Genomic DNA, 24072 nt, shown 5'->3' with positions numbered 1-24072 from the left:
GCCGACACGGCGACCGACTGGACCGACCGCATGCTGGAGCTGCGGGTCGGCCCCGTCGCGCACGGCGGCCACTGCGTGGCCCGCGACGGGGACGGTGGCCGGGTCGTGTTCGTCCGGCACGCACTGCCCGGTGAGCTGGTCCGTGCGGTGGTCACCGACGACCCGGGCGGGGCGTTCTGCCGCGCCGACGCCGTCGCCGTGCTGGAGGCGTCCCCGGACCGGGTCGAGCCCGCCTGCCCGTGGGCCGGTCCCGGGGGCTGCGGCGGCTGCGACTTCCAGCACACCGACCACGCCACCCAGCGCGCCCTGAAGACGACGGTCCTGCGCGAGCAGCTGGAGCGTCTCGGCGCCGGCGCCGCGGTCGTCGCCACCGCCGACCTCGCCGCCGTCGAGGTCGAGGAGCTCCCCGGCGGTCCGCTCGGCTGGCGCACCCGGGTCCGGCTGGCCGTCGACGACGACGGTGTCCCCGGCCTGCGCGCCCACCGCAGCCACGACGTGTGCGAGATCGGCGACTGCCCGCTCGTCCCGGCCGGCGCGCTGCCGCCGGTGCTGGAGCGCCGCTTCCGGCCCGACTCCGAGCTCGACGTCACCGTCGTCGGCGACGGCGCCGCCCGGGTCGGCTCCGGCGCGACCGTGCACGCCGCGGACCGCACCTGGGAGCTGTCGGCCGGCACGTTCTGGCAGGTCCACCCGGCGCTGCCGGACACCCTCGCGTCCGTCGTACGCGACTGGGCCGGCGCCCCCACCGGCGGCGTCGCCTGGGACCTCTACGGCGGCGTCGGGCTGCTCGGCTCGGTCCTCGCCGACCAGGTGGGGGAGTCGGGGACCGTGCTGGTCGTCGAGTCCGCCGCGTCCGCGGTCGCCGACGGTGCCTCCGCGCTCGCCGACCTGCCGCAGGTCCAGTTCGTCCGCGGCCGGGCCGAGCGCGAGATCAGCCGGCTCGGCCCCGACCCCGACGTCGTGGTCACCGACCCGCCGCGCGCCGGGCTCGGGAAGGCCGCGGTGCGCGACCTCGCCGCCCGCGCCCCGCAGCGGATCGTGCACATCGCCTGCGACCCGGCCGCGCTGGCCCGGGACCTGTCGCTGTTCGCCGCCGCCGGGTACCGCACCGCCGCGCTGCGGGCGTTCGACGCGTTCCCGATGACCCACCACATGGAGGCGGCCGCCCTGCTGGAGCCGATCCCGCGGTGACCACCGTCGTCCAGCTGTCGGACCTGCACCTCGGCCGCCCGGACACCGACGGCCGGGCCGCCCGCGCCGTCGCAGGGGTCCGTGCGCTGGACCCGGCGCCGGACGTCGTGCTCGTCACCGGCGACCTCGCCGACGACGGCGCCCCCGAGTCCTACTCCTCCGCCGCACGGCTGCTCGACGGCCTCGGCGCGCTGCACGTGCCCGGCAACCACGACGACCGCGCCGCGATGGCCGACGCCGTCGGACCGGTGGGCGACCGGCTGCACCGCACCGGCGGGACCACCGTCGCGCTGCTCGACACCCTCGTCCCCGGGGCGCCGCACGGTGCGCTGTCCGACGCCGCGGTCGCCCTGCTCGCCGAGGCCGTCCGGGACCCCGCGCCGCTGCTGGTCGCCCTGCACCACCCGCCGGTCGCGGTCGGGCACCCGGTCCTCGACGGGATGCGGCTGGTCGAGGCCGGTGTGTTCGAGGCCCTGCTCGCCGCGCGCCGCGACCCGACGCTGGTGGTGTGCGGGCACGTCCACACCCCGCTGGCGACGACGTTCGCCGGGCACCCGCTCGTCGTCGCCCCGTCGGTGGCGCCCGCCCTGCGCTGGCCGGACGTGCCCGGGACCGGGGGGAGCGACCCCGTCCCGGCGCCGGGCGGGGTGCTGCACGTGCTCGGGGACGGGCCGCCGCGCAGCAGGTTCCTGAGCTGGCCGGTGTGAGGCGGGTCGGCTGCCGCGGGTTGCCCGGAACCCGCTAGGATCGGTTCACCACAGAATGCAGTGAATTGCTTTCGCCCTCGTATTCCAACTGGCAGAGAAAGCGGTCTCAAACACCGTACAGTGTGGGTTCGAATCCCACCGGGGGCACCATTCGCCGATCCGCCCGACGTGTCGGCCCACGGCTCCGGGCGCCGCGTCCCGGGGTGCCTTCGCCGTCTGGCCTGCATGTTCCTCCGGGTGGACGTGGTAGGCACACCCCCCGGTCCGGCTCGGCAATGGCGGCGCCACATCGTCGACGCCCACCCCGACCGCTCCCCGCGCGGCTTGTCCCCCGTCCGACGACGGTCGCGCCACGAACCGTGTCCGGGCCCGCCGGTCCGACGGTTCCCTGCGCGAGTACGCCACTGTGCGCCGATCCCTCGACACCACCTCCGACGACATCGTGCGGCTCGCCGGGGACCGGCCGGGGATCGCACACCGGCCGGCGCACGCGACCTCACCGTCGGTCGCGTGCCGTGACGCCGTCGCCGCCCCGGACGCCGCGATCGGCCCGACGACGTGAGCACCGCCGGTCCTGCCCGATCGGACGGGTAATGCGGTCGCCGGATCGTGTTTCCGCACACGAAAGGCCGAAGTGGTTCGGCTGTGCACCCATACCGCCGGTAGCGTGGGCGCTCCGGACACCCCACTGACCGATGAAGGAGTTCTCCGGTGACCGACAACGTTCCCGCAGAGAAGCCGGCCGAGGACGGCCCGCAGCCCGGGTGGCGGGTGCTGGTCGTCGAGGACGAGGCGCTGATCCGCATGGACCTGGCCGAGATGCTCTCCGAGGAGGGCTACCGCATCGCCGGCGAGGCCGGCGACGGCGAGGCCGCCATCACCCAGGCCCGCGAGCTGAGGCCCGACCTGGTGATCATGGACGTCAAGATGCCCAGGAAGGACGGCATCGAGGCGGCGTCGACCATCGTCGAGGAGAAGATCGCGCCGGTGGTCATGCTGACCGCGTTCAGCCAGCGCGAGCTGATCGAGCGCGCCCGCGACGCCGGCGCCATGGCCTACCTGGTCAAGCCGTTCGCGCGGCACGAGCTGGTCCCGGCCATCGAGCTCGCCGTCTCCCGGTTCGCCGAGAAGAAGGCGCTCGAGGACGAGGTCGCCTCGCTCAACGAGCGGTTCGAGACCCGCAAGGTCGTCGACCGGGCCAAGGGCCTGCTCATGACCGCGCAGAAGATGTCCGAGCCGGAGGCCTTCCGCTGGATCCAGCGGACCGCGATGGACCGCCGGACGACCATGAAGGCCGTCGCCGAGGCGGTCGTCGAGGGGCTGGCCCCGGCCAAGTCCTCCTGAGGCGCGGGCGGCGGTCGACCACCGCCGCCCGGCACCGTCGTTCCGGCCCCGCCGCGCACCGCGCGGCGGGGCCGGCGTCGTCCGTGCCGGCGGGCGGGCCACCCTGCCGGGCCCGGAGGGCCGACGGTCCGTCGACGGGACCGGTGCCCCCCGTTCCGATGCGTCACGAGACAATTCCGGTTACCGAATGTGGCCGTCCGGGCACCGGAAAAGATCCACTTGTGTCACGCTGGTGTCCGCGGATCACATTCCTGTCACGAGTGGTGACGGTGTCCCCTTTCCTGGTTCGGGCGTACTACTTTTCCGCCATCCTCCCGCGCTGCTTCGGGCGGGCGGAGAACCGAAGGGGATTCGAATGACGCGAACGACGTGGCGACTCGCCGCCCTCGCCGGGGCGGCGTCGCTGGTACTGGCCGGATGCGGTGGCGGGGACACCGGTTCCGGCGGGGCCACCGGCGGCTCGGAGGAGCCCGCCGCCGCGGGGCAGGCATGCACCCCGCCGCAGGCACAGGCCACCGGCAACCCCAGCACCGCGCCGCTGAAGATCGGCTCCCTGCTGCCGGAGACCGGGAGCCTGGCGTTCCTCGGTCCGCCCGAGTTCGCGGGGGTCGACGTGGCGGTCAAGGAGATCAATGCCGCCGGGGGAGTCCTCGGCAACCCGGTCCAGCACCTGCGCGGTGACTCGGGTGACGACACCACCGACATCGCGAACCAGACCGTCGACCGGCAGCTCGGCGCCGGGACGCAGGTCATCGTCGGTGCCGCCGCGTCGGGTGTGTCGAAGCTGGTCATCGACAAGATCACCGGTGCGGGTGTCGTCCAGTTCTCGCCGGCCAACACCTCCGACGAGTTCACCTGCTGGCAGGACCGCGGCCTGTACTTCCGGACCGCGCCGCCGGACGTCCTGCAGGGGCAGGCGCTCGCGCAGCTGATCACCTCCGACGGTGGCCAGCGGGTGGCGCTGCTCGCCCGCAACGACCCGTACGGCTCGGGCCTGGCGGACAGCGCCGAGCGCAACCTGGTCTCCGCCGGCATCCCGCAGGACCAGATCACCAAGATCATCTACGACCCGAACGCGGCGTCGTTCAACCCCGAGATCGACCAGGTCGCCCAGTTCAACCCGGACTCCGTCGCGGTCATCGGCTTCGACGAGTCCAAGCGGATCCTGTCGCGCATGAGCGAGGTGCAGATCGGACCGGCCCAGAAGGCCGTGTACGGCACCGACGGCAACATGGGCAACGCCCTGGGCGAGGGACTGCCCGCCGGCCTGCTGAACGGGATGAAGGGCACCCTGCCGCTCACCGAGCTGTCGGGTGACTTCCGGCAGCGGCTCACCGCGCAGGACCCGAGCCTGACCGACTTCAACTACGCGGCCGAGTCCTACGACGCCGTCGTGGTCTCGGCGCTGGCCGCCGAGGCCGCGAAGTCGACCAACGGCGCGGACATCGCGACCCAGATCAACGGGATCACCAAGGACGGCGAGAAGTGCACCGACTTCGCCGGCTGCAAGGCGATCCTCGACCGGGGCGGTGACGTCGACTACGACGGCGCCACCGGGACGCTCGACTTCACCGACGCCGGTGAGCCGGGATCCGGGTCGTACGGGGTCCAGACGTTCAACGCCCAGAACAAGATCGACGAGGCGGCGACCACCTACGTCCGGGTCGGCGCCCAGGGCTGACACACCGCACCACACGCACCGACACGAGGGGGCGGGCCGCCACGGCCCGCCCCCTCGTCGTCCCCGGGACCGGCCGCGCCCCACCGGGACGATGCACCGGCCCGGCACCCGGCGCGACGCAGGGCACGACGCCCCGGCGGCACCCGGAACGCACCGGCGCGGTGGCCCCGGTGGACCGGCGGCGGGAACACGACGGCCCCGCCCCCGTGGGTGGGGGCGGGGCCGTCGCGGGACCGGCGCGTCAGGTCACTTCTTCTCGCTGCTGCCGGCCAGCGTCCCCAGGTACAGCTCGATGACCTTCGGGTCGTTCAGCAGGTCGCGGCCACCCGCCGTGTAGGCCGCGCGGCCCTGGTCGAGCACGTAGCCGCGGTCGCAGATCTGCAGGCAGCGACGCGCGTTCTGCTCCACCATGATGACCGAGACCCCGGCCGCGTTGATGCGCTTGCAACGGACGAACACCTCGTCCTGGAGCATCGGGGACAGGCCCGCCGACGGCTCGTCGAGCAGCAGCACCGACGGTTCCATCATCAGGGCCCGCCCCATCGCGACCATCTGGCGCTCACCGCCGGACAACGACCCCGCCTTGATCTTCCGGCGCTGCCCCAGCATCGGGAACAGGTCCGCGACGACGTCGAAGCGGCTCGCGAACGTCTTCGGCCGGAGGAACACGCCCATCTGCATGTTCTCCTCGATCGAGAGCGAGGGGAACACGTTGTCGCGCTGCGGGACGTAGCCGAGCCCCTTGGTGACCAGGGCGTGCGCCTTGGCCCCGGTGATCTCGGCGTCGCGCAGCCGGACCGTGCCGCTGCGCACGGGGATCAGCCCGAACATGGCCTTCAGCAGCGTCGACTTGCCGGCGCCGTTGGGCCCGATGATGCCGACGATCTCGCCGTCGCGGAGGAAGAAGTCGCTGCCGGTCAGGATGTCGACGCCCGGCACGTACCCGGCGACGAGGGTGTCGACCCGCAGCACGGCGCCCTCGGCGAGCGCGCGGTGGACCTCCGGGGTGGCGGCCTGCTCCGGTGTCATGGCCCGGTCGGCACCGGGTGCCTGCTCGCTCATGTGCGCTTCCCCTCCTGATCCGGGCGGGCCGGACCGGTGCCGTCGTCGGCGAGGGCGCCCTCGATCTCGGCGGCCTCCATCTCGGCGACGATCTCCGCGGTCTGCCCGACCGGGTTGCCGTGCTCGTCGAACTCGAGGACCTGGTCGTGGTGCGAACCGAGGTAGGCGTCGACGACGGCCTGGTTCGACGACAGCGCCGAGGGCGGACCCTCCGCGATCACCTGCCCCTGGGCCATGACGACGACCCAGTCGGAGATGTCCCGGATGACGTCCATGTCGTGCTCGACGAACACGACGCTCATGCCCTCGTCGCGCAGCGATTTCACGTGCCCCAGCAGGCTCTGGGTGAGCGCCGGGTTCACCCCGGCCATCGGCTCGTCGAGCATGACGACCTTCGGGTCCATCATCAGGGCCCGCGCCATCTCGAGCAGCTTGCGCTGCCCGCCGGACAGCGACCCGGCCAGGTCCTCGGCCTTGGTGTCGAGCTTGAAGCGGGCCAGCAGCTCGCGGGCCTGCTCGGTGATCCGCCGTTCCTGCGCGCCCCAGCCGGTGAACAGCGCGCCGAGGAAGCTCTCGCCGCGCTGCCCGACCGCGCCGAGCTTCATGTTCTCCAGCACCGTCATGCCCGCGAGGGCCTTGGTGAGCTGGAACGTGCGGACGACGCCCTTACGGGCCACCCGGTGCGGCGGCAGCTTCTGCAGCGGGCTGCCCTCGTAGATCCAGGAGCCCGTGTCGGCCCGGTCGAAGCCGGTCAGCAGGTTGAACAGGGTCGTCTTCCCGGCGCCGTTGGGGCCGATGAGGCCGGTGATGGCGCCGCGCTGGAACTCCAGGTGGGCGACGTCCACGGCCTTCAGGCCGCCGAACGTCCGGGTCACGCCGTCCACGGTGAGCACCGGGTCCGGCTTGGCGACGCCCGGCTCCGGGGCGACGCCGGTCAGCGTGCGGGCCGGGTCGGTCACGGTCGGGTCGGGGGTCGTGTCCTCAGCGGCCATCGCCCAGCACCTCCCTGCGGCGTCCGAAGATGCCCTGTGGTCGGAACACCATCATGAGCCCCAGGAACAGGCCGACGAGCACGAAGCGGATCGCGCCGACGTCCTGGGAGGAGATGAACGGCAGCAGCGGCGACTCCCCGGCCGTCGCCTGGCGCAGGAACGCGTCGGCGACCGACAGGAGGAACCAGAACGCCATCGCGCCGACCACCGGGCCGAAGACCCGTCCCGCGCCGCCCAGGATGAGCGCGGCGTAGGCGAAGAAGGTCTGCGGCGGCGAGTAGAAGTCCGGCGTCAGCGACTGGGTCGCCAGGGCGAACACGATGCCGCCCAGCGCACCGAACACCCCGCCGAGGGCGAGCGCCTGCATCTTGTAGGCGAAGACGTTCTTGCCCAGCGCGCGGGCGGCGTCCTCGTCCTCCCGGATCGCCTTGAGCACGCGGCCCCACGGGCTGCGCACGAGCAGCCAGGTGAGGAGCACGCACAGCCCGACGACCGTCCAGCCCACGAGGATCGACCAGAGGTCCGGCCCCCGCAGCGACAGCACCCCGAAATCGTAGGTGCCGGTGCCGAACGGGTTGGCGCGGGCGAAGGAGTCGGCGAACCCGGTGAGGCCCTGGGTGCCGCCGGTGAACCCGGTCTGCGAGGTCGACCGGGTGATCAGCCGCAGGATCTCCGACGCCGCGATCGTGACGATCGCCAGGTAGTCCGCGCGCAGCCGCAGCGTCGGGATGCCGAGCACCAGGGCGAGCGCGACCCCGCAGGCCATGCCGATGAGGACGCCCAGCCAGAGCGGGGCGCCGTAGTTCGCGACCGAGATGCCCATGCCGTAGGCGCCGACCAGCGCGAAGCCGATCTGGCCGAAGTTGAGCAGCCCGGTGTAGCCGAAGTGGATGTTGAGGCCGAGGGCCAGCAGCGCGAAGAAGATGGCCGAGGGGCCGATCAGCTGCGAGAGCCCGACCGTGAGGAGCTGTCCGAAGTCGATCATGTCCGCCCCCTCAGCCGATCCGTGCCCGGGACCCGAGCAGGCCCTGCGGCCGGAACACGAGGATCACGATCAGCACGGCCAGCCCGCCCAGGTACTTGAGGTCCAGCGGCAGCACCAGCGTCGACAGCTGCACCAGGACGCCGACGATCAGGCAGCCGAGCAGTGCGCCGTAGGCGGTGCCGAGGCCGCCGAGGATCACGCCGGCGAACATCAGCAGCAGCAGGCGGAAGCCCATCTCGTACTGGACGGTGGAGGACAGCTCCGACAGCGCGAACAGCACGCCGCCGAGGGTGGCCAGCGCCCCGCCGAGCATCCAGACGAACAGCACCACGCGGTCGACGTCGATGCCCGACGACGCGGCGAGGTCCCGGTTGTCGGACACCGCGCGCATGGCCTTGCCGATCCGGGTCTTCTGGAGCAGCAGCGCGACCGCGACGAGGACGACGACCGCGATCACGATGGCCGACAGGTCCTTGTCGGTCAGCGCGACCGGGCCGTAGTTGCGGACGGTCTGCCCGGTGTAGTCGGCGAAGGACTCCGACCGGCCACCGAAGATGATCAGTACGAGGTAGCGCAGTGCGATCGACAGGCCGATGGAGACGACGAGCTGGGCGATCAGCCCGGCGCCCCGCCGGCGCAGCCGCCGCCAGATGCCGAGCTCGTTCGCGGCGCCCAGCAGGGCGCCGATGAGCATCGCGACGATCGTCGCGGGGATCAGCTGCACGCCGCCGCCGACGTTGATGAACCAGGCGATGACGGCACCGATGGTGACCATCTCGCCGTGTGCGAAGTTCGTCAGGCCGGTCGTGCCGAAGATCAGCGACAGGCCGACCGCCGAGATGCCGATGACCAGACCGAACCGGATCCCGTCGACGAGCAGCCGCAGGAAGGTCGCGAACCCGCCGGTGGCGGTGCCCTCGACCTCGGCGCCGAAGCGGAACACCACGGTGTTCAGCGATCCGGCGGTCACCTCGCGGGTGGTCTCGCCCTGCAGGACCTCGGTGCCGGGCGGCAGCGAGGCCTCGTCGAGCCGGAACAGGTACGAGCCCGCGCCGGGGACCGTCAGGGTCCAGCGGCCGTTGGCCCCGGAACGGGTCTCACCGGCCGGCGCACCGTCGCGCTCGGCGGTGATGCGCACATTCGGCAGCGGCTGACCGTTCTGGTCCCGCAGCGTGCCGCTGACGTCGATGCCGTCCGCCTGCTGGAACGGGGCGACGGCACCGGGGGAGGCCGGTACGGGGCCGGCGGGAGCGGTCGCCGCGGCGGCCGTCCCGGACAGGGCGAGCGCGCCCAGCAGGGTGATGAGCAGGCCCACCAGCCACCGGGCGGTCGTGGGGATCGGGGAGGGCCGGGACGCACCGTCGGGCGGGGTGGCCGCGCGGTCGGCGCGCGGTCGGCGCGGGAGCGGGGGTGGTGACAACGTTCGTCCTCGATGGGGTCGTCGGACACGACTCTGTGCGACACCCTGATGGGTGATGGGGGCGAACGTAGCCGAGGAGAGAACTGGTACGGACGTCTCGGACCAGGACGTAGCCGAGACGTAACGCGACGGTGTCGCAGGGCGAGCGTCAGGTCACCGGCGGTCGTGTGTCGCGGTGCAGGCAGGTCAGCTTCGCGGTGCAGACGCGGCGGCCGTCGTCGTCGACGAGGACGATCTCGGTGGTCGAGGTGGACCGCCCGACGTGGATCGGCCGCGCGGTCCCGGTGACCCAGCCGGACGTGGCGGAACGGTGGTGGGTGCAGGCCAGCTCCAGCCCGACCGGGAACCGCTCGGGCAGCGCGTGCATCGCGGACAGGGTCGACCCGAGGGTCTCGGCGAGGACGCCGCTGGCGCCGCCGTGCAGCAGCCCGTAGGGCTGGCGGTTGCCCGCGACCGGCATCCGGCCGACGACCTCGTCGAGGTCGGCCTTGAGGATCTCGATGCCCATCCGGTCGGTGAGCTGCTCGTCGGCGTGCTCGGAGCTCAGCTCCGGCAGCTGGTCGGGGGTGATCGGCACCCGCCGACCCTACGACGCGCCGCGGCCCGGGACGACGTGGCGCCCCGTGGCCCCGGTCGCCGGTGCCCGCCACGACCCGGCCACCGGCCGGGCGGAGTGGCTCGGGACGCTCCGGGCCGCCGGCCGTGCGGGTCTCGTCACACGGGAGGGGCGCAGCGGCGTGCATGCTTGCCCGCGCGGACCCGTTCGCCGATCTTGGTCGGTGAGAAGCCGACCGAGGGAGACCCTATGGCGAACGACAGCAGGCCGACCGCGGCCCAGGCGTGGCAGATGATGCTGGAGGGCAACGGGCGCTGGCAGCGCGACGAGCGCGAGGACCCGCGACGGTCCGCCGAGGAGCGCGCCGCCGCCGTGGCGGGGCAGACGCCGGCCGCGATGATCCTCTCCTGCTCGGACTCCCGCGTCCCGGCGGAGCTGGTGTTCGACCTGGGGCTGGGAGACCTGTTCGTGGTGCGGACGGCCGGTCAGGTCGTCGACGACGCGGTGCTCGGCACGCTGGCCTTCGGCGCCGGGGCGCTGGGCATCCCGCTGCTGGTGGTGCTCGGCCACTCCCAGTGCGGCGCGGTGAAGGCGGCCGTGTCGGTCGCCGCCGGGCAGCCCGCGCCGGCGCCGTCGACGCTGGGCGCGCTGGTCGGCGACATCGTCCCGGTGTGCGAGGGGGAGGGCGAGGGCGCCGTGGCCGGCGCGGTCGACGCCAACGTCCGCCGGGTCGTCGCGCAGCTGACCTCCGACCCGTCGCTGTCGGGGGCGGTCTGCAACAACCACCTCACGATCATCGGTGCGCGCTACGACCTGGAGACCGGCGCGGTCCTCGAGGTCTGACGGCTCAGCCCGGCCGGTGGGTCACGAGGATCGCGGTGCCGGGGAACAGCGCGCCGCGCAGCGGCGACCACTGTCCCCACACCCGCTCGTGGCCCTCCGGCCACTCCGGCTCGACCAGGTCGTCGAGCACCAGGCCGGCGGCGACGACGTCGCGCACCCGGTCGCCGAGCGTGCGGTGGTGCTCGACGTAGGTGGCCCGGCCGTCGCCGTCCACCTCCAGGTACGGGGTCCGGTCGAAGTAGGACTGGACGACGGTGAGCCCCTGCTCGCCGGGGTCGTCGGGGAAGACCCAGCGCATCGGGTGGTTCACCGCGAACACCCAGCGCCCGCCGGGACGCAGCACCCGGTGCACCTCGCGCATGACCCGGCCCGGGTCGGCGACGAAGGGGATCGCCCCGAACGCCGAGCAGGCGTGGTCGAACGTGGCGTCGGCGAACGGCAGGTGCTCGGCGCCGGCCTGCACGAGCGGCACCGGCAGCCCGAGCGCGTCGTTCAGCCGGGCCGCGTGACGCAGCATCCCGCCGGAGACGTCGAGCGCGACCGGGTGCGCCCCGCGGCGGGCCAGCCACCGGCTGCACGGGGCGGAGCCCGCGCCCACCTCCAGCACCCGCTTCCCGGCGAGGTCGGCGGGCGGGCCGAGCAGGCCCGCCTCGTCCTCGTGCAGGTTCTCCGGGCACCAGACGAACGCCTCGTCGCCGATGTCGGAACCGTGCTCGGCCAGGTAGTCGTCGGCGTCGGCGTCCCACCAGCGGCGCCCGGCCGCCTCGGACTCGGCGCTGCCGACGCGGCGCCGGGCGACACCGGCGGTCCCCACGGCGTCCTCGGCGGAGAAGTACTCGTCGCGGCTGCTCATGACCACCCGATCGTCGCAAGCCCGTGCGCGCTCGCGGATGGCGGACCCGCATTGCCGGGGGGTTTGCGGGCCGCGTAGCATTCTTCCCGCACCGTGGTCAACGTGTCGGCCGACCGCGCGGCGCCACTCCAGCGCCGGTCTCGCGGACGTCCGTGCACCGATGTTCCCGACCACGGGAATCGACGCCAGAGGGTGACTGTTACAACGTCACAGCTACACGTACCAGAACCGGGGCGCACTGCTGCAGCAGAGCCGACCGGGCCGACCATGCCAGAGAAATCCATCGGAGCACCTCACTACATGTCCACCGACACCACCGCCGCCCCGACCACGCCGCAGGTCGCTATCAACGACATCGGGTCGGAGGAGGACTTCCTCGCCGCCATCGACCAGACGATCAAGTACTTCAACGATGGCGACATCGTCGAGGGCACCATCGTCAAGGTCGACCGTGACGAGGTCCTGCTCGACATCGGCTACAAGACCGAGGGCGTCATCCCCTCGCGCGAGCTGTCGATCAAGCACGACGTCGACCCCGCCGAGGTCGTCGAGGTCGGCGAGTTCGTCGAGGCCCTCGTCCTCCAGAAGGAGGACAAGGAGGGCCGGCTGATCCTGTCCAAGAAGCGTGCGCAGTACGAGCGCGCCTGGGGCACGATCGAGGCGCTCAAGGAGGCCGACGAGCCGGTCGAGGGCACCGTCATCGAGGTCGTCAAGGGCGGCCTGATCCTGGACATCGGGCTCCGCGGCTTCCTCCCGGCCTCGCTGGTCGAGATGCGCCGCGTGCGGGACCTGCAGCCGTACGTCGGCCGCAAGATCGAGGCCAAGATCATCGAGCTGGACAAGAACCGCAACAACGTGGTCCTGTCCCGCCGTGCCTGGCTCGAGCAGACCCAGTCCGAGGTCCGCAGCGAGTTCCTCAACCAGCTGCAGCGCGGTCAGGTCCGCAAGGGCGTCGTCTCCTCGGTGGTCAACTTCGGTGCGTTCGTCGACCTGGGCGGGGTCGACGGCCTGGTGCACGTCTCCGAGCTGTCCTGGAAGCACATCGACCACCCGAGCGAGGTCGTCGAGGTCGGCCAGGAGGTCACCGTCGAGGTCCTCGACGTCGACCTGGACCGCGAGCGCGTCTCCCTGTCGCTGAAGGCGACCCAGGAGGACCCGTGGCGCCTGTACGCCCGGACCCACGCGATCGGCCAGATCGTGCCGGGCAAGGTCACCAAGCTCGTCCCGTTCGGCGCGTTCGTCCGCGTCGAGGAGGGCATCGAGGGCCTGGTCCACATCTCCGAGCTGGCCGAGCGCCACGTCGAGATCCCGGAGCAGGTCGTCCAGGTCGGCGACGACGCGATGGTCAAGGTCATCGACATCGACCTCGACCGCCGTCGCATCTCGCTGTCGCTGAAGCAGGCCAACGAGGGCATGACGGTCGACACCGAGTTCGACCCGACCCGCTACGGCATGGCCGCCGAGTACGACGACCAGGGGAACTACATCTACCCCGAGGGCTTCGACGTCGACTCCGGCGACTGGAAGGAAGGCTTCGACGAGGCCCGCGCGGCCTGGGAGAAGCAGTACGCCGAGGCGCAGGCCCGCTACGACCAGCACATGGCGCAGATCCGCAAGGCCGCCGAGGCCGAGGCGGAGGGCGGCGACGACATCGCGCCGGCGAACTACTCCTCCGGCGGTGACGACGACCGTTCGACCGGCGGTGGCGGTGGCCAGGCCGAGTCGGGTGGCTCGCTCGCCAGCGACGAGCAGCTCGCCGCTCTGCGCGAGAAGCTCTCCGGCGGGGCCTGACGGTCCCGTGCCGGTCCCACGCGGACCGGCGACTGCACCACACCGGGCCCCGGTGACCGTCACGGTCACCGGGGCCCGGCCCGTTTCCGGGGGCCCTACGGGTCCCGGTCGACGCCCGTTCACGTCGCCCGGCGTGTCAGAGCGGACACGCCAGGTGCAGATCACGGTTCGGCTGCGGTTGGTCACGGCGCGCGCACCGGTCCGGAGTCGATCTTCGGGTCGGCCTAGATTGGGTGCATGGCCGGCCGTACCGTCCGCCGGACGCGTTCCGGCGAGTCCCTGTCCCACGACCGCACGTTCCTGCGTCGCGGGCGGTCCGCACTCGCGGGCGTCCTGCTCACCGCGGTCCTCGCCGGATGCGGCACGGCGTCCGGGGACACCGGGATCGCGGTCCCGACGTTCCCGGCCGAGCAGTCCGGCGCCGCCCAGGCAGGGCGGGGACCGATCCCGATCGCGCTGCCCACCGACTGCGCGCAGCTGATGGACCCCGAGCAGGCCGGAGCGCTGTTCGGGCAGGTCCTGGGGTCGGTGTCGGTCCAGTCGGTCCGCGGCGTCCCCGAGGCGTCGGTGAACCGCACCGAGCGCACCGCCTGCACCTACCGCGCGGGCGGCCAGGCCCAGGCCTTCGGCGGGGCGCGCAACTCCGGCCCGGTGCTGTTCCAGCTCAACATCGGCCGCTACGGCGACACCGCGTCCGCGACCCGTCAGTGGCAGCTCAACACCAACGCCGAGCGCGGCTCGGCCACCGCCTCGCGTGACATCACCGTCGGCTCGGTCCCCGGCGTCCTCGTCGAACGGCCGGACGAGACCACCCTCGCCCTGGTCTACGGCGTCGACACGCTGACGTTCATCCTGCCGGTGGCCGCTCCCGGGCAGACCCGGTCCGCGGCCGAGACCCTGCCCGACCTGGCCCAGCGCATCATCCCGGCGCTGACGCCGACGCAGCCGCCGTCCGCGCGGCCGACGCCCGCCGCACCGCCGGCGCCCGCCCCGCAGGCCGGCACCGGTGCCGCGGGCAACGCACGCGGCACCACCTGAGCGCGGCCGGGACGCCCCGGCACGGCCCGCTACGGTGATCACGTGCTGCGGACAGGGCTGACCGGCGGGATCGGTGCGGGCAAGTCGACGGTCGCGACGCGACTGGTCGAACGCGGGGCGGTGCTGGTCGACTCCGACGTGATCGCCCGTGAGGTCGTCGAACCGGGCACCGCGGGGCTGGCGGCGATCGTCGAGGCCTTCGGCCGGGACGTCCTCGACGCCGACGGCCGGCTCGACCGGCCCGCCCTCGCCGCCGTCGTCTTCTCCGACGCCGGGGCACGGCGCACCCTCGACGGCATCGTGCACCCGCTGGTGCGGGCCCGGTCCGACGAGCTCATCACCGCCGCCCCGGCGGACGCGATCGTCGTGCAGGACATCCCACTGCTCGTCGAGGGCGGTATGGCTCCGGCGTTCCCGCTGGTCGTCGTGGTCGGGGTGGACGCCGAGGAGCGGGTCCGGCGGCTGGTGTCCGCGCGCGGGATGAGCGAGCAGGACGCCCGGGCCCGGATCGCCGCCCAGGCCGATGACGAGCAGCGCCGCGCCGCCGCCGACGTCTGGCTGGACAACTCGGGGGAGCCGGACGACACCCGTCGCCGGGTGGACGCTTTGTGGGACGGGCGGCTCGCCGGGTTCGAGGAGAACCTGCGCACGGGCCGCCCGGCCGCGGACGGGCCGCCCCGGCTCGTCGAGCACGACCCGGACTGGGCGGCGCAGGCCCACCGGCTCGCCGAGCGGGTCGCGGTCGCCGCGGGCGGTTCCGGCCGCGGGGTGGACCACGTCGGGTCGACGGCCGTCCCGGGGCTCCCCGCCCGCGACGTGCTCGACCTGCAGCTCGCGGTGGAGTCGCCCGCCGATGCCGTGACGGTCACCGATGCCCTGGTCGCGGCCGGGTTCCCGGTCGACACCGCCGCCCCGGAGGAGACCACGGGCACGGTTCGGGTGCACCGCTCGGCCGACCCGGGGCGGGCCGCCGTGGTGGCCGTGCGGGTGCACGGCTCGCCCGCCTGGCGGCACGCGATCGAGCTGCGGGACCGGCTGCGCGCCGACGCGACCGCCCGTGCCGGCTACGCCGCGCACAAGCGTGCGGCGGCGGAACGGCACGCCGACGACCCGGACCCGCGTCACTACCGTGCGTACACGGCAGCGTGGCGATCCGACCCGAACGGCTGAGCGTCCCGGGACGCAGATCACGCGGAACGTGACGATCGGGTCGCGCCGAACCCGTTTCTGTAACGCCGCACGCTCGTTGGTCGATCAGGCGGGGCAGAGGGTGCTCCTGCCCGGATCGGCCGCGGTACCTGCGGGTACCCGTCGATCGGGCCGGTCACCGGGGTGATCGGCACCGGACCGCAGGGTCCGGTGACGGCGACGAGAGGACACGGGGTTGAGCACAGTGGCCCAGCGTTCCGGGGCGGACGGCGAGTTCGCCGAGCCCGAGCGCGCGCCCGCTTTCCCCCACACGGACGAGTACGGCGTTGCGCCGGAGCCGGGCGCGCTCGACCGCGACGCGTGGACCGGCGCCGAGTACGAGGCCCCGCCGATCAGCGGCGCGGTCGTCCAGCAGCACCGCACGCTCCCGCACGGCGAGCTCCGTGCGGACTTCGGCGCACACCTCGAGACGCACTACCCGCGCCTGGTCGCGCAGCTCTACGCGATCACGCTCAACCCGCACGACGCGCACGACGCCGTGCAGGACGCCTACTCGCGGGCCTGGCGGCGCTGGGCCGCGCTGCGCGCCGAGCCCGCGGGCCCGGACCACGAGGACGCGGCCGTCGGCTGGGTCCGGCGGGTCGCGATCCGCACGTCGATGCGGGGGCGGATCCTGCGCCGCCGTCGCAGGCCGTCGCCGGAGGAGACCGACCCGCGCACCGGGGCGCTCCTGGAGGCGCTCGGGAGGCTCGCACCCGTCGACCGCCGGGCCGTGGTGCTGCACCACATGGCGGGCCTGTCGACCGGCGCGGTCGCCGAGCTCGAGCGGGTCACCGAGCACGAGGTGCGGCGCCGGCTCGTCCGCGGTCGCGAGGTCGTGACCGAGGGCATGGCCGAGGTGCTGGAGGAGATCATCGGACCGGCGGGTGGCGCGGTCGGGGGACCGCCGCCGGGTCACGGGGCGCCGCTGTACGACCTGCGTGGCGGGTACCCACCCGCCACCGAGGGGGGACGGGTATGAACGGGTTCGCCGACATCGACCGGGAGTTCCACCGGCTCGACGACGTCCTGGCGGCGGCGGTGCCGCTGCCGGCCGTCGACGACGTGATCTCCCGCGCCGCCGGTGCGCGCCGGGCCACCTCGGCCGCGGCCGCGGCGGTGCTCACCGTCGGGTCGCTGGGCGGGATCACCGCCGTCGCGACCGCGGCCGCACCCGGCGGCAGCTTCGTCGGCCCGCCCTTCGCCATCGCCGCGCCGCAGGAGAGCGGCCCGACCCCGGAGCCGGTCGAGACCGGCGGCGCCGGTGGCGCCACCGGTGGTCAGGGCGGTCTCCCGCCGGCGTTCGACCCGACCGTCGCGGCGACCCAGGGCGGCGCGCTGCCCGGTGGTGGCGGCTCGCCCGCCGCCCCCGCACCCGGTCCCGCCCCCGCGCCCGGCACCCCCGGCGCGCCGGTGGTCCCGCCGCCGCCCACCGGCGGCGGTCAGCCGACCCCGCCGCCGCACACGACCCCGCCGCGGCCGACCGACGAGGGTTCGCCGGAGCCGACGACGCCTCCGCCGCCCACCACGACGACGCCGCCGACCACGACGAAGCCGCCGGTGACGACGACTCCGCCGCCGGAGACCTCGACGCCGAAGCCGACCGACGAGGGCACCCCGGAGCCGACGACCGACCCGGTCCCGACGACGACCAACTCGGCCGCGCCGACCACCACCTCGCCTGACCCGACGACCACCACCGGGACCACGACGCCGGAGACCTCGACCAGCGCCGTCGGCCTCGGCCCGGCGCAGTCCTCCGCGCTCTGACCCACCCGGGCCGGTCCGGCCGCGGCCGGCCGGTGCCCCGGGCGCGCCGCACGGACCGGCCGCCGTCACCGGTCGATGGCGACGGTCAGTCCCGAGCGTCCTCCGGCCGGTCCCGCGGGCCCAGGTCGATCCCCAGGGACGCCAGCCAGGCCACGTGGTCGTGGTCGTGGCGGACCAGCCCGTCGAGCACGGCGTGCGACCGCTCCAGGGCGTACTCGGCCAGGTCGGTCCCGACCAGCCCCTGCGCCACGGCGGCGACGAACTCGTCGACGTCGATGACGTCGGTCCCGCGGCCGCGGCGCACCACGAGGTCCAGGTAGAGGTCGGTCATGTGCAGCCGCCTGCCCTCACGGGTGATCGCGGCGACGTCGACGTACACGTCCTGGTCGCGTTCGTGCCCCGGCCGCCACCGCCAGTCCGACAGGCACACGCCCAGCTCCGGGAGCACCCAGGTCTCGATCCACCAGGCGTTCGGCCGGGCGACGACGGGCCGGGACAGGTACAGCCCCCAGGTCTCCTCGCGCAGTGTGGCGATCTCGCGGTGGGTCCCCTTGGTGTCGATCTGGACGCCCCGTCCGGGGTCGAAGGTCTGCGTCTTGGGCGGGTGCACGGTCGCCCATCCTGCCTCCTCCGGAGGATCCGGCGGGGCGCACGGCGGGAAAGTGTCGGGGGTCGCTCGTACCCTGGTGTCATGGCATTCGCGACCGAGGTCCCGGGCAGCGCGGCGGACTCCCGTGCCCGGGAGGACGAGGCACACCCGGACGCGGGCACCACCCCGACGGACACCCCGCGTGCGCACTCCGAGCACCGCCCGGTGGGTGCGGTCGAGCGGAGCACGGCCCCGTTCCGGGTGGTCAGCGAGCACGTCCCGGCCGGTGACCAGCCGACCGCGATCGCCGAGCTGGACCGGCGCCTCCGTGCCGGCGAGCAGGACGTGGTCCTGCTGGGCGCCACCGGCACCGGCAAGTCGGCCACCACCGCGTGGCTGATCGAGCAGCAGCAGCGCCCGACGCTGGTGATGGCGCCGAACAAGACCCTGGCCGCGCAGCTGGCGAACGAGCTGCGGGAGATGCTCCCGAACAATGCGGTCGAGTACTTCGTCTCGTACTACGACTACTACCAGCCCGAGGCCTACATCGCGCAGACCGACACCTACATCGAGAAGGACAGCTCGATCAACGACGACGTCGAGCGGCTGCGGCACTCGGCGACGATGAACCTGCTGTCCCGCCGCGACGTCGTCGTGGTCGCCTCGGTGTCGTGCATCTACGGCCTCGGCACCCCGCAGTCCTACCTCGACCGGTCCGTCTCGCTGCGGGTCGGCGAGGAGGTCGAGCGGGACCGGTTGCTGCGGCTGCTGGTCGACGTGCAGTACACCCGCAACGACATGTCCTTCACCCGCGGCACGTTCCGGGTCCGGGGTGACACCGTCGAGATCATCCCCGCCTACCAGGAGCTGGCGCTGCGGATCGAGTTCTTCGGCGACGAGATCGAGGCGCTGTACTACCTCAACCCGCTGACCGGCGAGGAGGTCGAGCAGGTCGACGAGATCAAGGTCTTCCCGGCGACGCACTACGTCGCGGGCCCGGAGGCGATGGAGCGCGCCGTGCGCGCCATCGAGGCGGAGCTGGAGGAGCGCCTCGCGCAGCTGGAGAACCAGGGCAAGCTGCTCGAGGCCCAGCGGCTGCGGATGCGGACCCAGTACGACATCGAGATGATCCGCCAGGTCGGGTTCTGCTCGGGCATCGAGAACTACTCGCGCCATATCGACGGCCGCGGCGCCGGCACCGCGCCGGCCACCCTGATCGACTACTTCCCGGACGACTTCCTGCTGGTCATCGACGAGTCGCACGTGACCGTGCCGCAGATCGGCGGCATGTACGAGGGCGACATGTCCCGCAAGCGCAACCTCGTCGAGTACGGCTTCCGTCTCCCCTCCGCGGTGGACAACCGGCCGCTCACCTGGGAGGAGTTCGCCGACCGGATCGGCCAGACCGTCTACCTGTCCGCGACCCCGGGCCCCTACGAGCTCAACCGCACCGGCGGCGAGTTCGTCGAGCAGGTCATCCGCCCCACCGGCCTGGTCGACCCCGAGGTCGTCGTGAAGCCGACCAAGGGCCAGATCGACGACCTGGTCGCCGAGATCCGGGACCGGACCGCCAAGGACGAACGGGTCCTGGTCACCACGCTGACCAAGAAGATGGCCGAGGACCTCACCGACTACCTGCTCGAGCTCGGGATCAAGGTCCGGTACCTGCACTCCGAGGTCGACACCCTGCGCCGGGTGGAGCTGCTGCGGCAGCTGCGGTCCGGCGAGTACGACGTGCTGGTCGGCATCAACCTGCTCCGCGAGGGTCTCGACCTGCCCGAGGTGTCACTGGTGGCGATCCTCGACGCGGACAAGGAGGGCTTCCTCCGCTCCGGCACGTCACTGATCCAGACCATCGGCCGCGCGGCGCGCAACGTCTCCGGCCAGGTCCACATGTACGCCGACCGGATCACCGACTCGATGCGGTACGCCATCGACGAGACCGACCGGCGCCGCGCCAAGCAGGTCGCCTACAACACCGAGCACGGCATCGACCCGCAGCCGCTGCGCAAGAAGATCGCCGACATCCTCGACCAGGTCTACCGCGAGGCCGAGGACACCGAGGCCGTCCCGGTCGGCGGGTCGGGCCGCAACGCCTCACGCGGCAAGCGGGCGGCGGGGGAGAAGGGCCGTCCGGCCGCGGCGGGCAGCTCCGGTGTGGCGGCGAAGGACACGGCGGGCATGCCGCGTGCCGAGCTGGCCGACCTCATCCAGCAGATGAACGACCAGATGCTCACCGCCGCACGGGACCTCCAGTTCGAGCTGGCGGCCCGGCTCCGCGACGAGATCGCCGACCTCAAGAAGGAGCTGCGGGGGATGGACGCGGCCGGGGTGTCGTAGGCGGGTCCCGCGGCGGGGCGCGGGGTCGCGCCCCGCTACCGTGGTCCACCGTCGTCCCCAGCGGCCGCCGGGCTCCGCCCGTCGCGCGGCCCGTACCCGTCCGGCCCGGCCGCACACGGAGGAGCCCGCGTGACCGTCACCCGCACCCCGCACGACCCCGACGTGCCCGCCGCCCGCGGCGGGGCCGCCGCGGTCCTCGCCGGACGGCTGCGGACGGCGGCACTCACCCCCTGGACACTCGTGGTCACGGTGCCGCTGCTGGCCGCGGCGCTGTACTGGTCCTGGTTCCGGCTGCGCGACTACGCACTCGACCTCGACGTCTACCGGATCGGCGTGCAGGTCTGGCTGGACGGCGGTGACATGTACGGTCGGCTCCCGCTGCCCCTGCACGGGCCCGAGCTGCCGTTCATCTACCCGACCTTCGCGGCGATCACGATGGTGCCGCTGACCGTGGTGCCCTACGCCGTCGCGTTCACCGCCCAGTTCGTCGCCTCGGTGCTGTCGCTGGCGGTCTGCATCGCGCTCACGATCCGCGTCGCGTGGCCCGCGGGCGGGCGGCGGGCCCCGTTCGTGCTGGGCGTGCCGGTGCTGGCCGCGGCGCTGCTCATGGAGCCGGTCGCGCAGACCTTCGCCTTCGGCCAGATCAACCTCGTGCTGATGCTGCTGGTGCTGGTCGACCTGCTCGCCCCGCGGACCTGGTGGCCGCGCGGGCTGCTGCTCGGCCTGGCCGCGGCGATCAAGCTGACCCCGGGCGGGTTCGTCCTGTACTTCCTGGTGCGGCGGGACTGGAAGGCGGCGGGCGTCGCCGTCGTCACCGGCATCCTCGCGACCGGCCTCGGGTTCGTCGTCGACCTCGACTCCTCGGTGCGGTACTGGTTCGTCGGGGGGCCGGCGGCCGGGGTCAGCGGCTCGACGTTCTTCTCCAACGAGACCGTGCAGGCCGTGCTCGCCCGCCAGGAGGTCCCCGACCCCTGGTTCCACATCCTGTGGCTGGGCATCGTCGCCGTCCTGCTGGCGCTGGCCGTGCCGGTCGTCCGGCGCTCCGAGCCGGTGATCGCGATGTCGGCGACGGCCGCCGTCGTGCTGATGGCGACCCCGACCGCCTGGTCGCACCACTGGGTGTGGGTCGTGCCCGCGCTGATCGGGATCGGTGCGCACGCCCTGCGGTACCGCAGCGCCGGGTGGGCCGCGGTCGGCGCGGTGATCGCCGCGATCTTCTACATCGCGCCGTTCCGCTGGATGCCCAACGTGTGGGGCGTCGAGATGAAGTGGAGCCTCTGGGAGCAGGTCCTCGGGGCCAGCTACGTCATCCCCGCCGCGCTGACCCTCGGACTGGGCTGCTGGTACGTCACCCGGGGCCCGGGCCGTCCCGGCGGTCCGCGGGCCCCGCACCCCGAGCGGCGTCACGTCGGGTCCTGACCCTCCGGCGGGGGCCGGCCGGGCACGACCGCCCGCGACTATGGCGCGGGTCACGGACACCCGCCTACTGTGGGAGCCGGAGGTGCCGGTGGAGCCAGTCGACGACGACCGGAACCGGGCAGGCGTGTGCGCGGTCCGCCCGGGGACCGACCTCGGTCGGCACGCCCGGATGCTGTCCCGGCTGCACGACGCGGTGCTGTCCGGCGACGCGCGCCCCGACGACACCGCGCGCGGACGTCGGCTGGTCACCCGCTCCTGGGACCGGGTCCGGGCCCAGGGCGTGGACCCCGACGCCGGCGAGCCGCCCGGCCCGCTGGACGCCGCCGTCGTCGAGCAGCGCCGCGCGACGTCACCGCTGGTGCCGGTGCTGCCCGCACTGCGTGCCGCGCTGACCTCGGTCGCCGAGGACGCCCGGCACGTGATGGTCGTCTGCGACGCCGACGGGGTCCTGCTGTGGCGGGAGGGCTCGACCGCCGTCCGCCGCCGCGCCGACGCGCTCGGGTTCACCGAGGGCGCGGAGTGGTCCGAGCAGGCGGTCGGCACCAACGCGATCGGGACCGCGCTCGCCGAGGGCGGGCCGGTGCAGATCTTCTCCGCCGAGCACTTCGTGCGCAGCCACCACGGCTGGACCTGCACCGCGGCCCCCGTCCATGATCCGCGCAGCGGCGAGCTGCTGGGTGTCGTCGACCTGTCCGGGCCCGCCGAGACCATCCACCCGACGACCGTCGCGCTCGTCGACACCGCGGTGCGGCTCGCCGAGGCCGGGCTGTGGCAGCGGCACGAGGCCCGCCTCGACGCGCTGCGCACCATCGGCGCCCCGATGCTCGCCGGTGACACCGGACCGGGCCTGGTGGTCGACGACCACGGCTGGGTCGCCGCCGCGTCCGGGCTGCCCGGTGTCGAACGGGTCGCCGCACCGGTGCCGGAGCGCCTGATCGCCGTCCACGGTCTGGGGCCGTGCCTGCCCGAGCCGGTGCCCGGCGGCTGGCTGCTGCGCCCGGCGTCCGGCGGGAGCAGGCGGATGCGGCTGCGCCTGGACCTGGACGGTCGTCCGCCGCAGGCCGTCATCGAGGGCACGACCCGCTGGGTGCACCCGCTGTCGACCCGGCACGCCGAGGTCCTGGCGCTGCTCGCCCGTGCGGGGGCGAGCGGGCTGGACGCGGCCACGCTGTCCCAGGGGCTCTACGGCGACCGGGCGCACCTGGTCACCGTCCGCGCCGAGATGTCGCGGCTGCGCCGGAACCTGGGCGGGATCCTGCTGGCCCGCCCCTACCGGATCGCCCCCGAGGTCGAGCTGGACCTGACGGGGCTGGCCGGCAGCCGCGTCGTGCGGGAGTCGACCGCGCCGGGCGTGGCCGCACTGCGTCGCGACTGAGCGACCCCGTCGCTGCAACCCGGCTGCAACGCTGTCCGTGACCCGCATCACCGGCTGGACTGGGGTCGCGGGAACGTCCCGCCGCGGCAGGGACGCCGCCCCCGGCGGCCCGCGCGAGCGAACTGGGAGGCCGACATGGGTGTCGCCGTGGTCACCGGAGCCGGACGCGGGATCGGGCGGGGCATCGCCCTGCGCCTGTCACGGGACGGGCACGCCGTCGCCGTCAACGACCGGGACGCCCACGGCGCCACCGCCGTCGCCGAGGAGATCCGCGCGGCGGGCGGGACCGCGGTGGCCTACCCGGCCGACGTCACCGACCCCGACGCGGTCACCGCGATGGTCGGCCAGGTCGCCGAGGAGCTCGGCGGTCTGGACGTGATGGTCGCGAACGCCGGTATCGCCCAGGTCAAGCCGCTGCTCGAGGTGACACCCGACGACCTGCGCACCATCTTCGACGTCAACGTGTTCGGCGTCGTCTACTGCCTGCAGGCCGCCGCCCGCGTGATGATCGACCGGGGGACCGGCGGCAAGATCGTCAGCGCCGCGTCGATCGCCGGGCACCAGGGCTTCGACCTCCTCGGGCACTACTCGGCGACCAAGTTCGCCGTCCGTGCCCTCACCCAGGCCGCGGCCAAGGAGCTGGCGCCGCACCGGATCACCGTGAACGCGTACTGCCCGGGGATCGTCGGCACCGACATGTGGGACCTGATCGACGAGCAGATGGGCGCCCGCAGCGGCGCGGGGAAGGGCGAGACGCTGAAGCAGTACGCGGCCGCCATCCCGCTGGGCCGGGTGCAGACCGCCGACGACGTCGCCGCCTTCGTCTCCTACCTCGCCGGCCCGGACTCCGACTACATGACCGGCCAGGCCGTCATGATCGACGGTGGGGTGGTCATGGTCTGAGGGCCCACCGGGTGCCGGGCCGTGC

Annotated in this window: 22 protein-coding genes and 1 tRNA gene; 16 read left to right on the top strand and 7 right to left on the bottom strand. The window is 73.7% G+C overall.

The features are described from left to right. The first annotated feature begins 30 nt into the window (after positions 1 to 30). From KPF22_RS18160 to KPF22_RS18135, 6 genes are all read left to right on the top strand, one after another. Positions 31 to 1191 carry a class I SAM-dependent RNA methyltransferase gene (locus tag KPF22_RS18160; protein WP_224402977.1) on the top strand — a complete coding sequence of 387 codons (1161 nt, stop codon included), beginning with the start codon at positions 31 to 33 and terminating at the stop codon, positions 1189 to 1191. Next, entirely contained in the window at positions 1188 to 1898 is a 711-nt protein-coding gene (locus tag KPF22_RS18155) for a metallophosphoesterase (protein ID WP_208826456.1), read from the top strand. The genes KPF22_RS18160 and KPF22_RS18155 overlap by 4 nt, the downstream gene beginning before the upstream one ends. A 73-nt stretch (positions 1899 to 1971) precedes the next feature. Next, positions 1972 to 2048, top strand: a tRNA-Leu gene (locus KPF22_RS18150). A 256-nt stretch (positions 2049 to 2304) separates the two neighbouring features. Then, positions 2305 to 2460 (top strand): hypothetical protein, encoded by a 156-nt coding sequence (locus KPF22_RS18145; RefSeq protein WP_208826454.1) that lies wholly within the window; start codon positions 2305 to 2307, stop codon positions 2458 to 2460. A 149-nt stretch (positions 2461 to 2609) separates the two neighbouring features. Further along, the gene (locus KPF22_RS18140; RefSeq protein ID WP_208826452.1) at positions 2610 to 3242 is read left to right on the top strand and encodes an ANTAR domain-containing response regulator; all 633 of its coding nucleotides are present in this window, start codon (positions 2610 to 2612) and stop codon (positions 3240 to 3242) included. A 355-nt stretch (positions 3243 to 3597) separates the two neighbouring features. After that, a complete protein-coding gene (locus KPF22_RS18135) occupies positions 3598 to 4923 on the top strand; it encodes an ABC transporter substrate-binding protein (RefSeq protein WP_208826450.1) in 1326 nt (441 codons plus the stop codon). A 246-nt stretch (positions 4924 to 5169) separates the two neighbouring features. On the opposite strand, the gene KPF22_RS18130 is transcribed toward KPF22_RS18135, so the two are convergent. The 5 genes from KPF22_RS18130 to KPF22_RS18110 all read right to left on the bottom strand — a co-directional run bounded on the left by KPF22_RS18130 (position 5170) and on the right by KPF22_RS18110 (position 9959). Further along, entirely contained in the window at positions 5170 to 5985 is an 816-nt protein-coding gene (locus KPF22_RS18130; RefSeq protein ID WP_224402765.1) for an ABC transporter ATP-binding protein, read from the bottom strand. Then, positions 5982 to 6977 (bottom strand): ABC transporter ATP-binding protein, encoded by a 996-nt coding sequence (locus KPF22_RS18125; protein WP_208826448.1) that lies wholly within the window; start codon positions 6975 to 6977, stop codon positions 5982 to 5984. The genes KPF22_RS18130 and KPF22_RS18125 overlap by 4 nt, the downstream gene beginning before the upstream one ends. Further along, on the bottom strand, positions 6967 to 7962 hold the full coding sequence (locus KPF22_RS18120; RefSeq protein WP_062402727.1) for a branched-chain amino acid ABC transporter permease: 996 nt from the start codon (positions 7960 to 7962) through the stop codon (positions 6967 to 6969). The genes KPF22_RS18125 and KPF22_RS18120 overlap by 11 nt, the downstream gene beginning before the upstream one ends. A 10-nt stretch (positions 7963 to 7972) precedes the next feature. Beyond that, the gene (locus KPF22_RS18115; protein WP_224402764.1) at positions 7973 to 9382 is read right to left on the bottom strand and encodes a branched-chain amino acid ABC transporter permease; all 1410 of its coding nucleotides are present in this window, start codon (positions 9380 to 9382) and stop codon (positions 7973 to 7975) included. A 148-nt stretch (positions 9383 to 9530) separates the two neighbouring features. Further along, a complete protein-coding gene (locus tag KPF22_RS18110) occupies positions 9531 to 9959 on the bottom strand; it encodes a hotdog fold thioesterase (protein WP_224402763.1) in 429 nt (142 codons plus the stop codon). Between the two features lie 228 nt (positions 9960 to 10187). On the opposite strand from KPF22_RS18110, the gene KPF22_RS18105 reads away from it, so the two are divergent. Further along, positions 10188 to 10781 (top strand): carbonic anhydrase, encoded by a 594-nt coding sequence (locus KPF22_RS18105; RefSeq protein WP_073576984.1) that lies wholly within the window; start codon positions 10188 to 10190, stop codon positions 10779 to 10781. Positions 10782 to 10785: 4 nt separating this feature from the next. On the opposite strand, the gene KPF22_RS18100 is transcribed toward KPF22_RS18105, so the two are convergent. Then, positions 10786 to 11634: a class I SAM-dependent methyltransferase gene (locus tag KPF22_RS18100; RefSeq protein ID WP_208826922.1), complete on the bottom strand. Its 849-nt coding sequence runs from the start codon at positions 11632 to 11634 to the stop codon at positions 10786 to 10788. Positions 11635 to 11934: 300 nt separating this feature from the next. Between KPF22_RS18100 and rpsA the strand changes: the two genes are divergently transcribed. From rpsA to KPF22_RS18075, 5 genes are all read left to right on the top strand, one after another. Next, positions 11935 to 13425, top strand: a complete 1491-nt coding sequence (rpsA, locus tag KPF22_RS18095; RefSeq protein WP_208826920.1) for a 30S ribosomal protein S1 — start codon at positions 11935 to 11937, stop codon at positions 13423 to 13425. A 237-nt stretch (positions 13426 to 13662) separates the two neighbouring features. Further along, positions 13663 to 14463 (top strand): hypothetical protein, encoded by an 801-nt coding sequence (locus KPF22_RS18090; protein WP_208826917.1) that lies wholly within the window; start codon positions 13663 to 13665, stop codon positions 14461 to 14463. Positions 14464 to 14505: 42 nt separating this feature from the next. Next, positions 14506 to 15633: a dephospho-CoA kinase gene (coaE, locus tag KPF22_RS18085; protein ID WP_208826915.1), complete on the top strand. Its 1128-nt coding sequence runs from the start codon at positions 14506 to 14508 to the stop codon at positions 15631 to 15633. Positions 15634 to 15856: 223 nt separating this feature from the next. Continuing rightward, entirely contained in the window at positions 15857 to 16633 is a 777-nt protein-coding gene (locus KPF22_RS18080; RefSeq protein WP_224402976.1) for an RNA polymerase sigma factor, read from the top strand. Then, complete coding sequence (locus KPF22_RS18075; protein WP_224402762.1) at positions 16630 to 17421, top strand: hypothetical protein; 792 nt, start codon at positions 16630 to 16632, stop codon at positions 17419 to 17421. Before KPF22_RS18080 ends, KPF22_RS18075 begins: the two co-directional genes overlap by 4 nt. Positions 17422 to 17506: 85 nt before the next feature. Here the strand turns inward: KPF22_RS18075 and KPF22_RS18070 are convergent, their stop codons facing one another. Next, positions 17507 to 18031: a DUF402 domain-containing protein gene (locus KPF22_RS18070; protein WP_208823924.1), complete on the bottom strand. Its 525-nt coding sequence runs from the start codon at positions 18029 to 18031 to the stop codon at positions 17507 to 17509. Positions 18032 to 18112: 81 nt separating this feature from the next. Here KPF22_RS18070 and uvrB point away from each other — a divergent pair, with 81 nt between their 5' ends. The 4 genes from uvrB to KPF22_RS18050 all read left to right on the top strand — a co-directional run bounded on the left by uvrB (position 18113) and on the right by KPF22_RS18050 (position 24047). Then, positions 18113 to 20350, top strand: coding sequence for an excinuclease ABC subunit UvrB (gene uvrB / locus KPF22_RS18065; RefSeq protein WP_224402761.1), 2238 nt, complete (start codon positions 18113 to 18115; stop codon positions 20348 to 20350). Between the two features lie 129 nt (positions 20351 to 20479). Beyond that, positions 20480 to 21769, top strand: coding sequence for a glycosyltransferase 87 family protein (locus tag KPF22_RS18060; RefSeq protein ID WP_224402760.1), 1290 nt, complete (start codon positions 20480 to 20482; stop codon positions 21767 to 21769). A 169-nt stretch (positions 21770 to 21938) separates the two neighbouring features. Continuing rightward, the gene (locus KPF22_RS18055; RefSeq protein ID WP_244326959.1) at positions 21939 to 23144 is read left to right on the top strand and encodes a GAF domain-containing protein; all 1206 of its coding nucleotides are present in this window, start codon (positions 21939 to 21941) and stop codon (positions 23142 to 23144) included. A gap of 135 nt (positions 23145 to 23279) precedes the next feature. Continuing rightward, positions 23280 to 24047, top strand: coding sequence for an acetoin reductase (locus tag KPF22_RS18050; protein WP_208823916.1), 768 nt, complete (start codon positions 23280 to 23282; stop codon positions 24045 to 24047). The last annotated feature ends 25 nt before the right edge of the window (positions 24048 to 24072 follow it).

The sequence above is a fragment of the Pseudonocardia sp. ICBG1034 genome (genome assembly GCF_020131375.1).
Taxonomy (GTDB): domain Bacteria; phylum Actinomycetota; class Actinomycetes; order Mycobacteriales; family Pseudonocardiaceae; genus Pseudonocardia; species Pseudonocardia alni.
The sequence above is the reverse complement of the archived record's forward strand: the minus strand, read 5'-3'. Positions and strand labels throughout refer to the sequence as shown.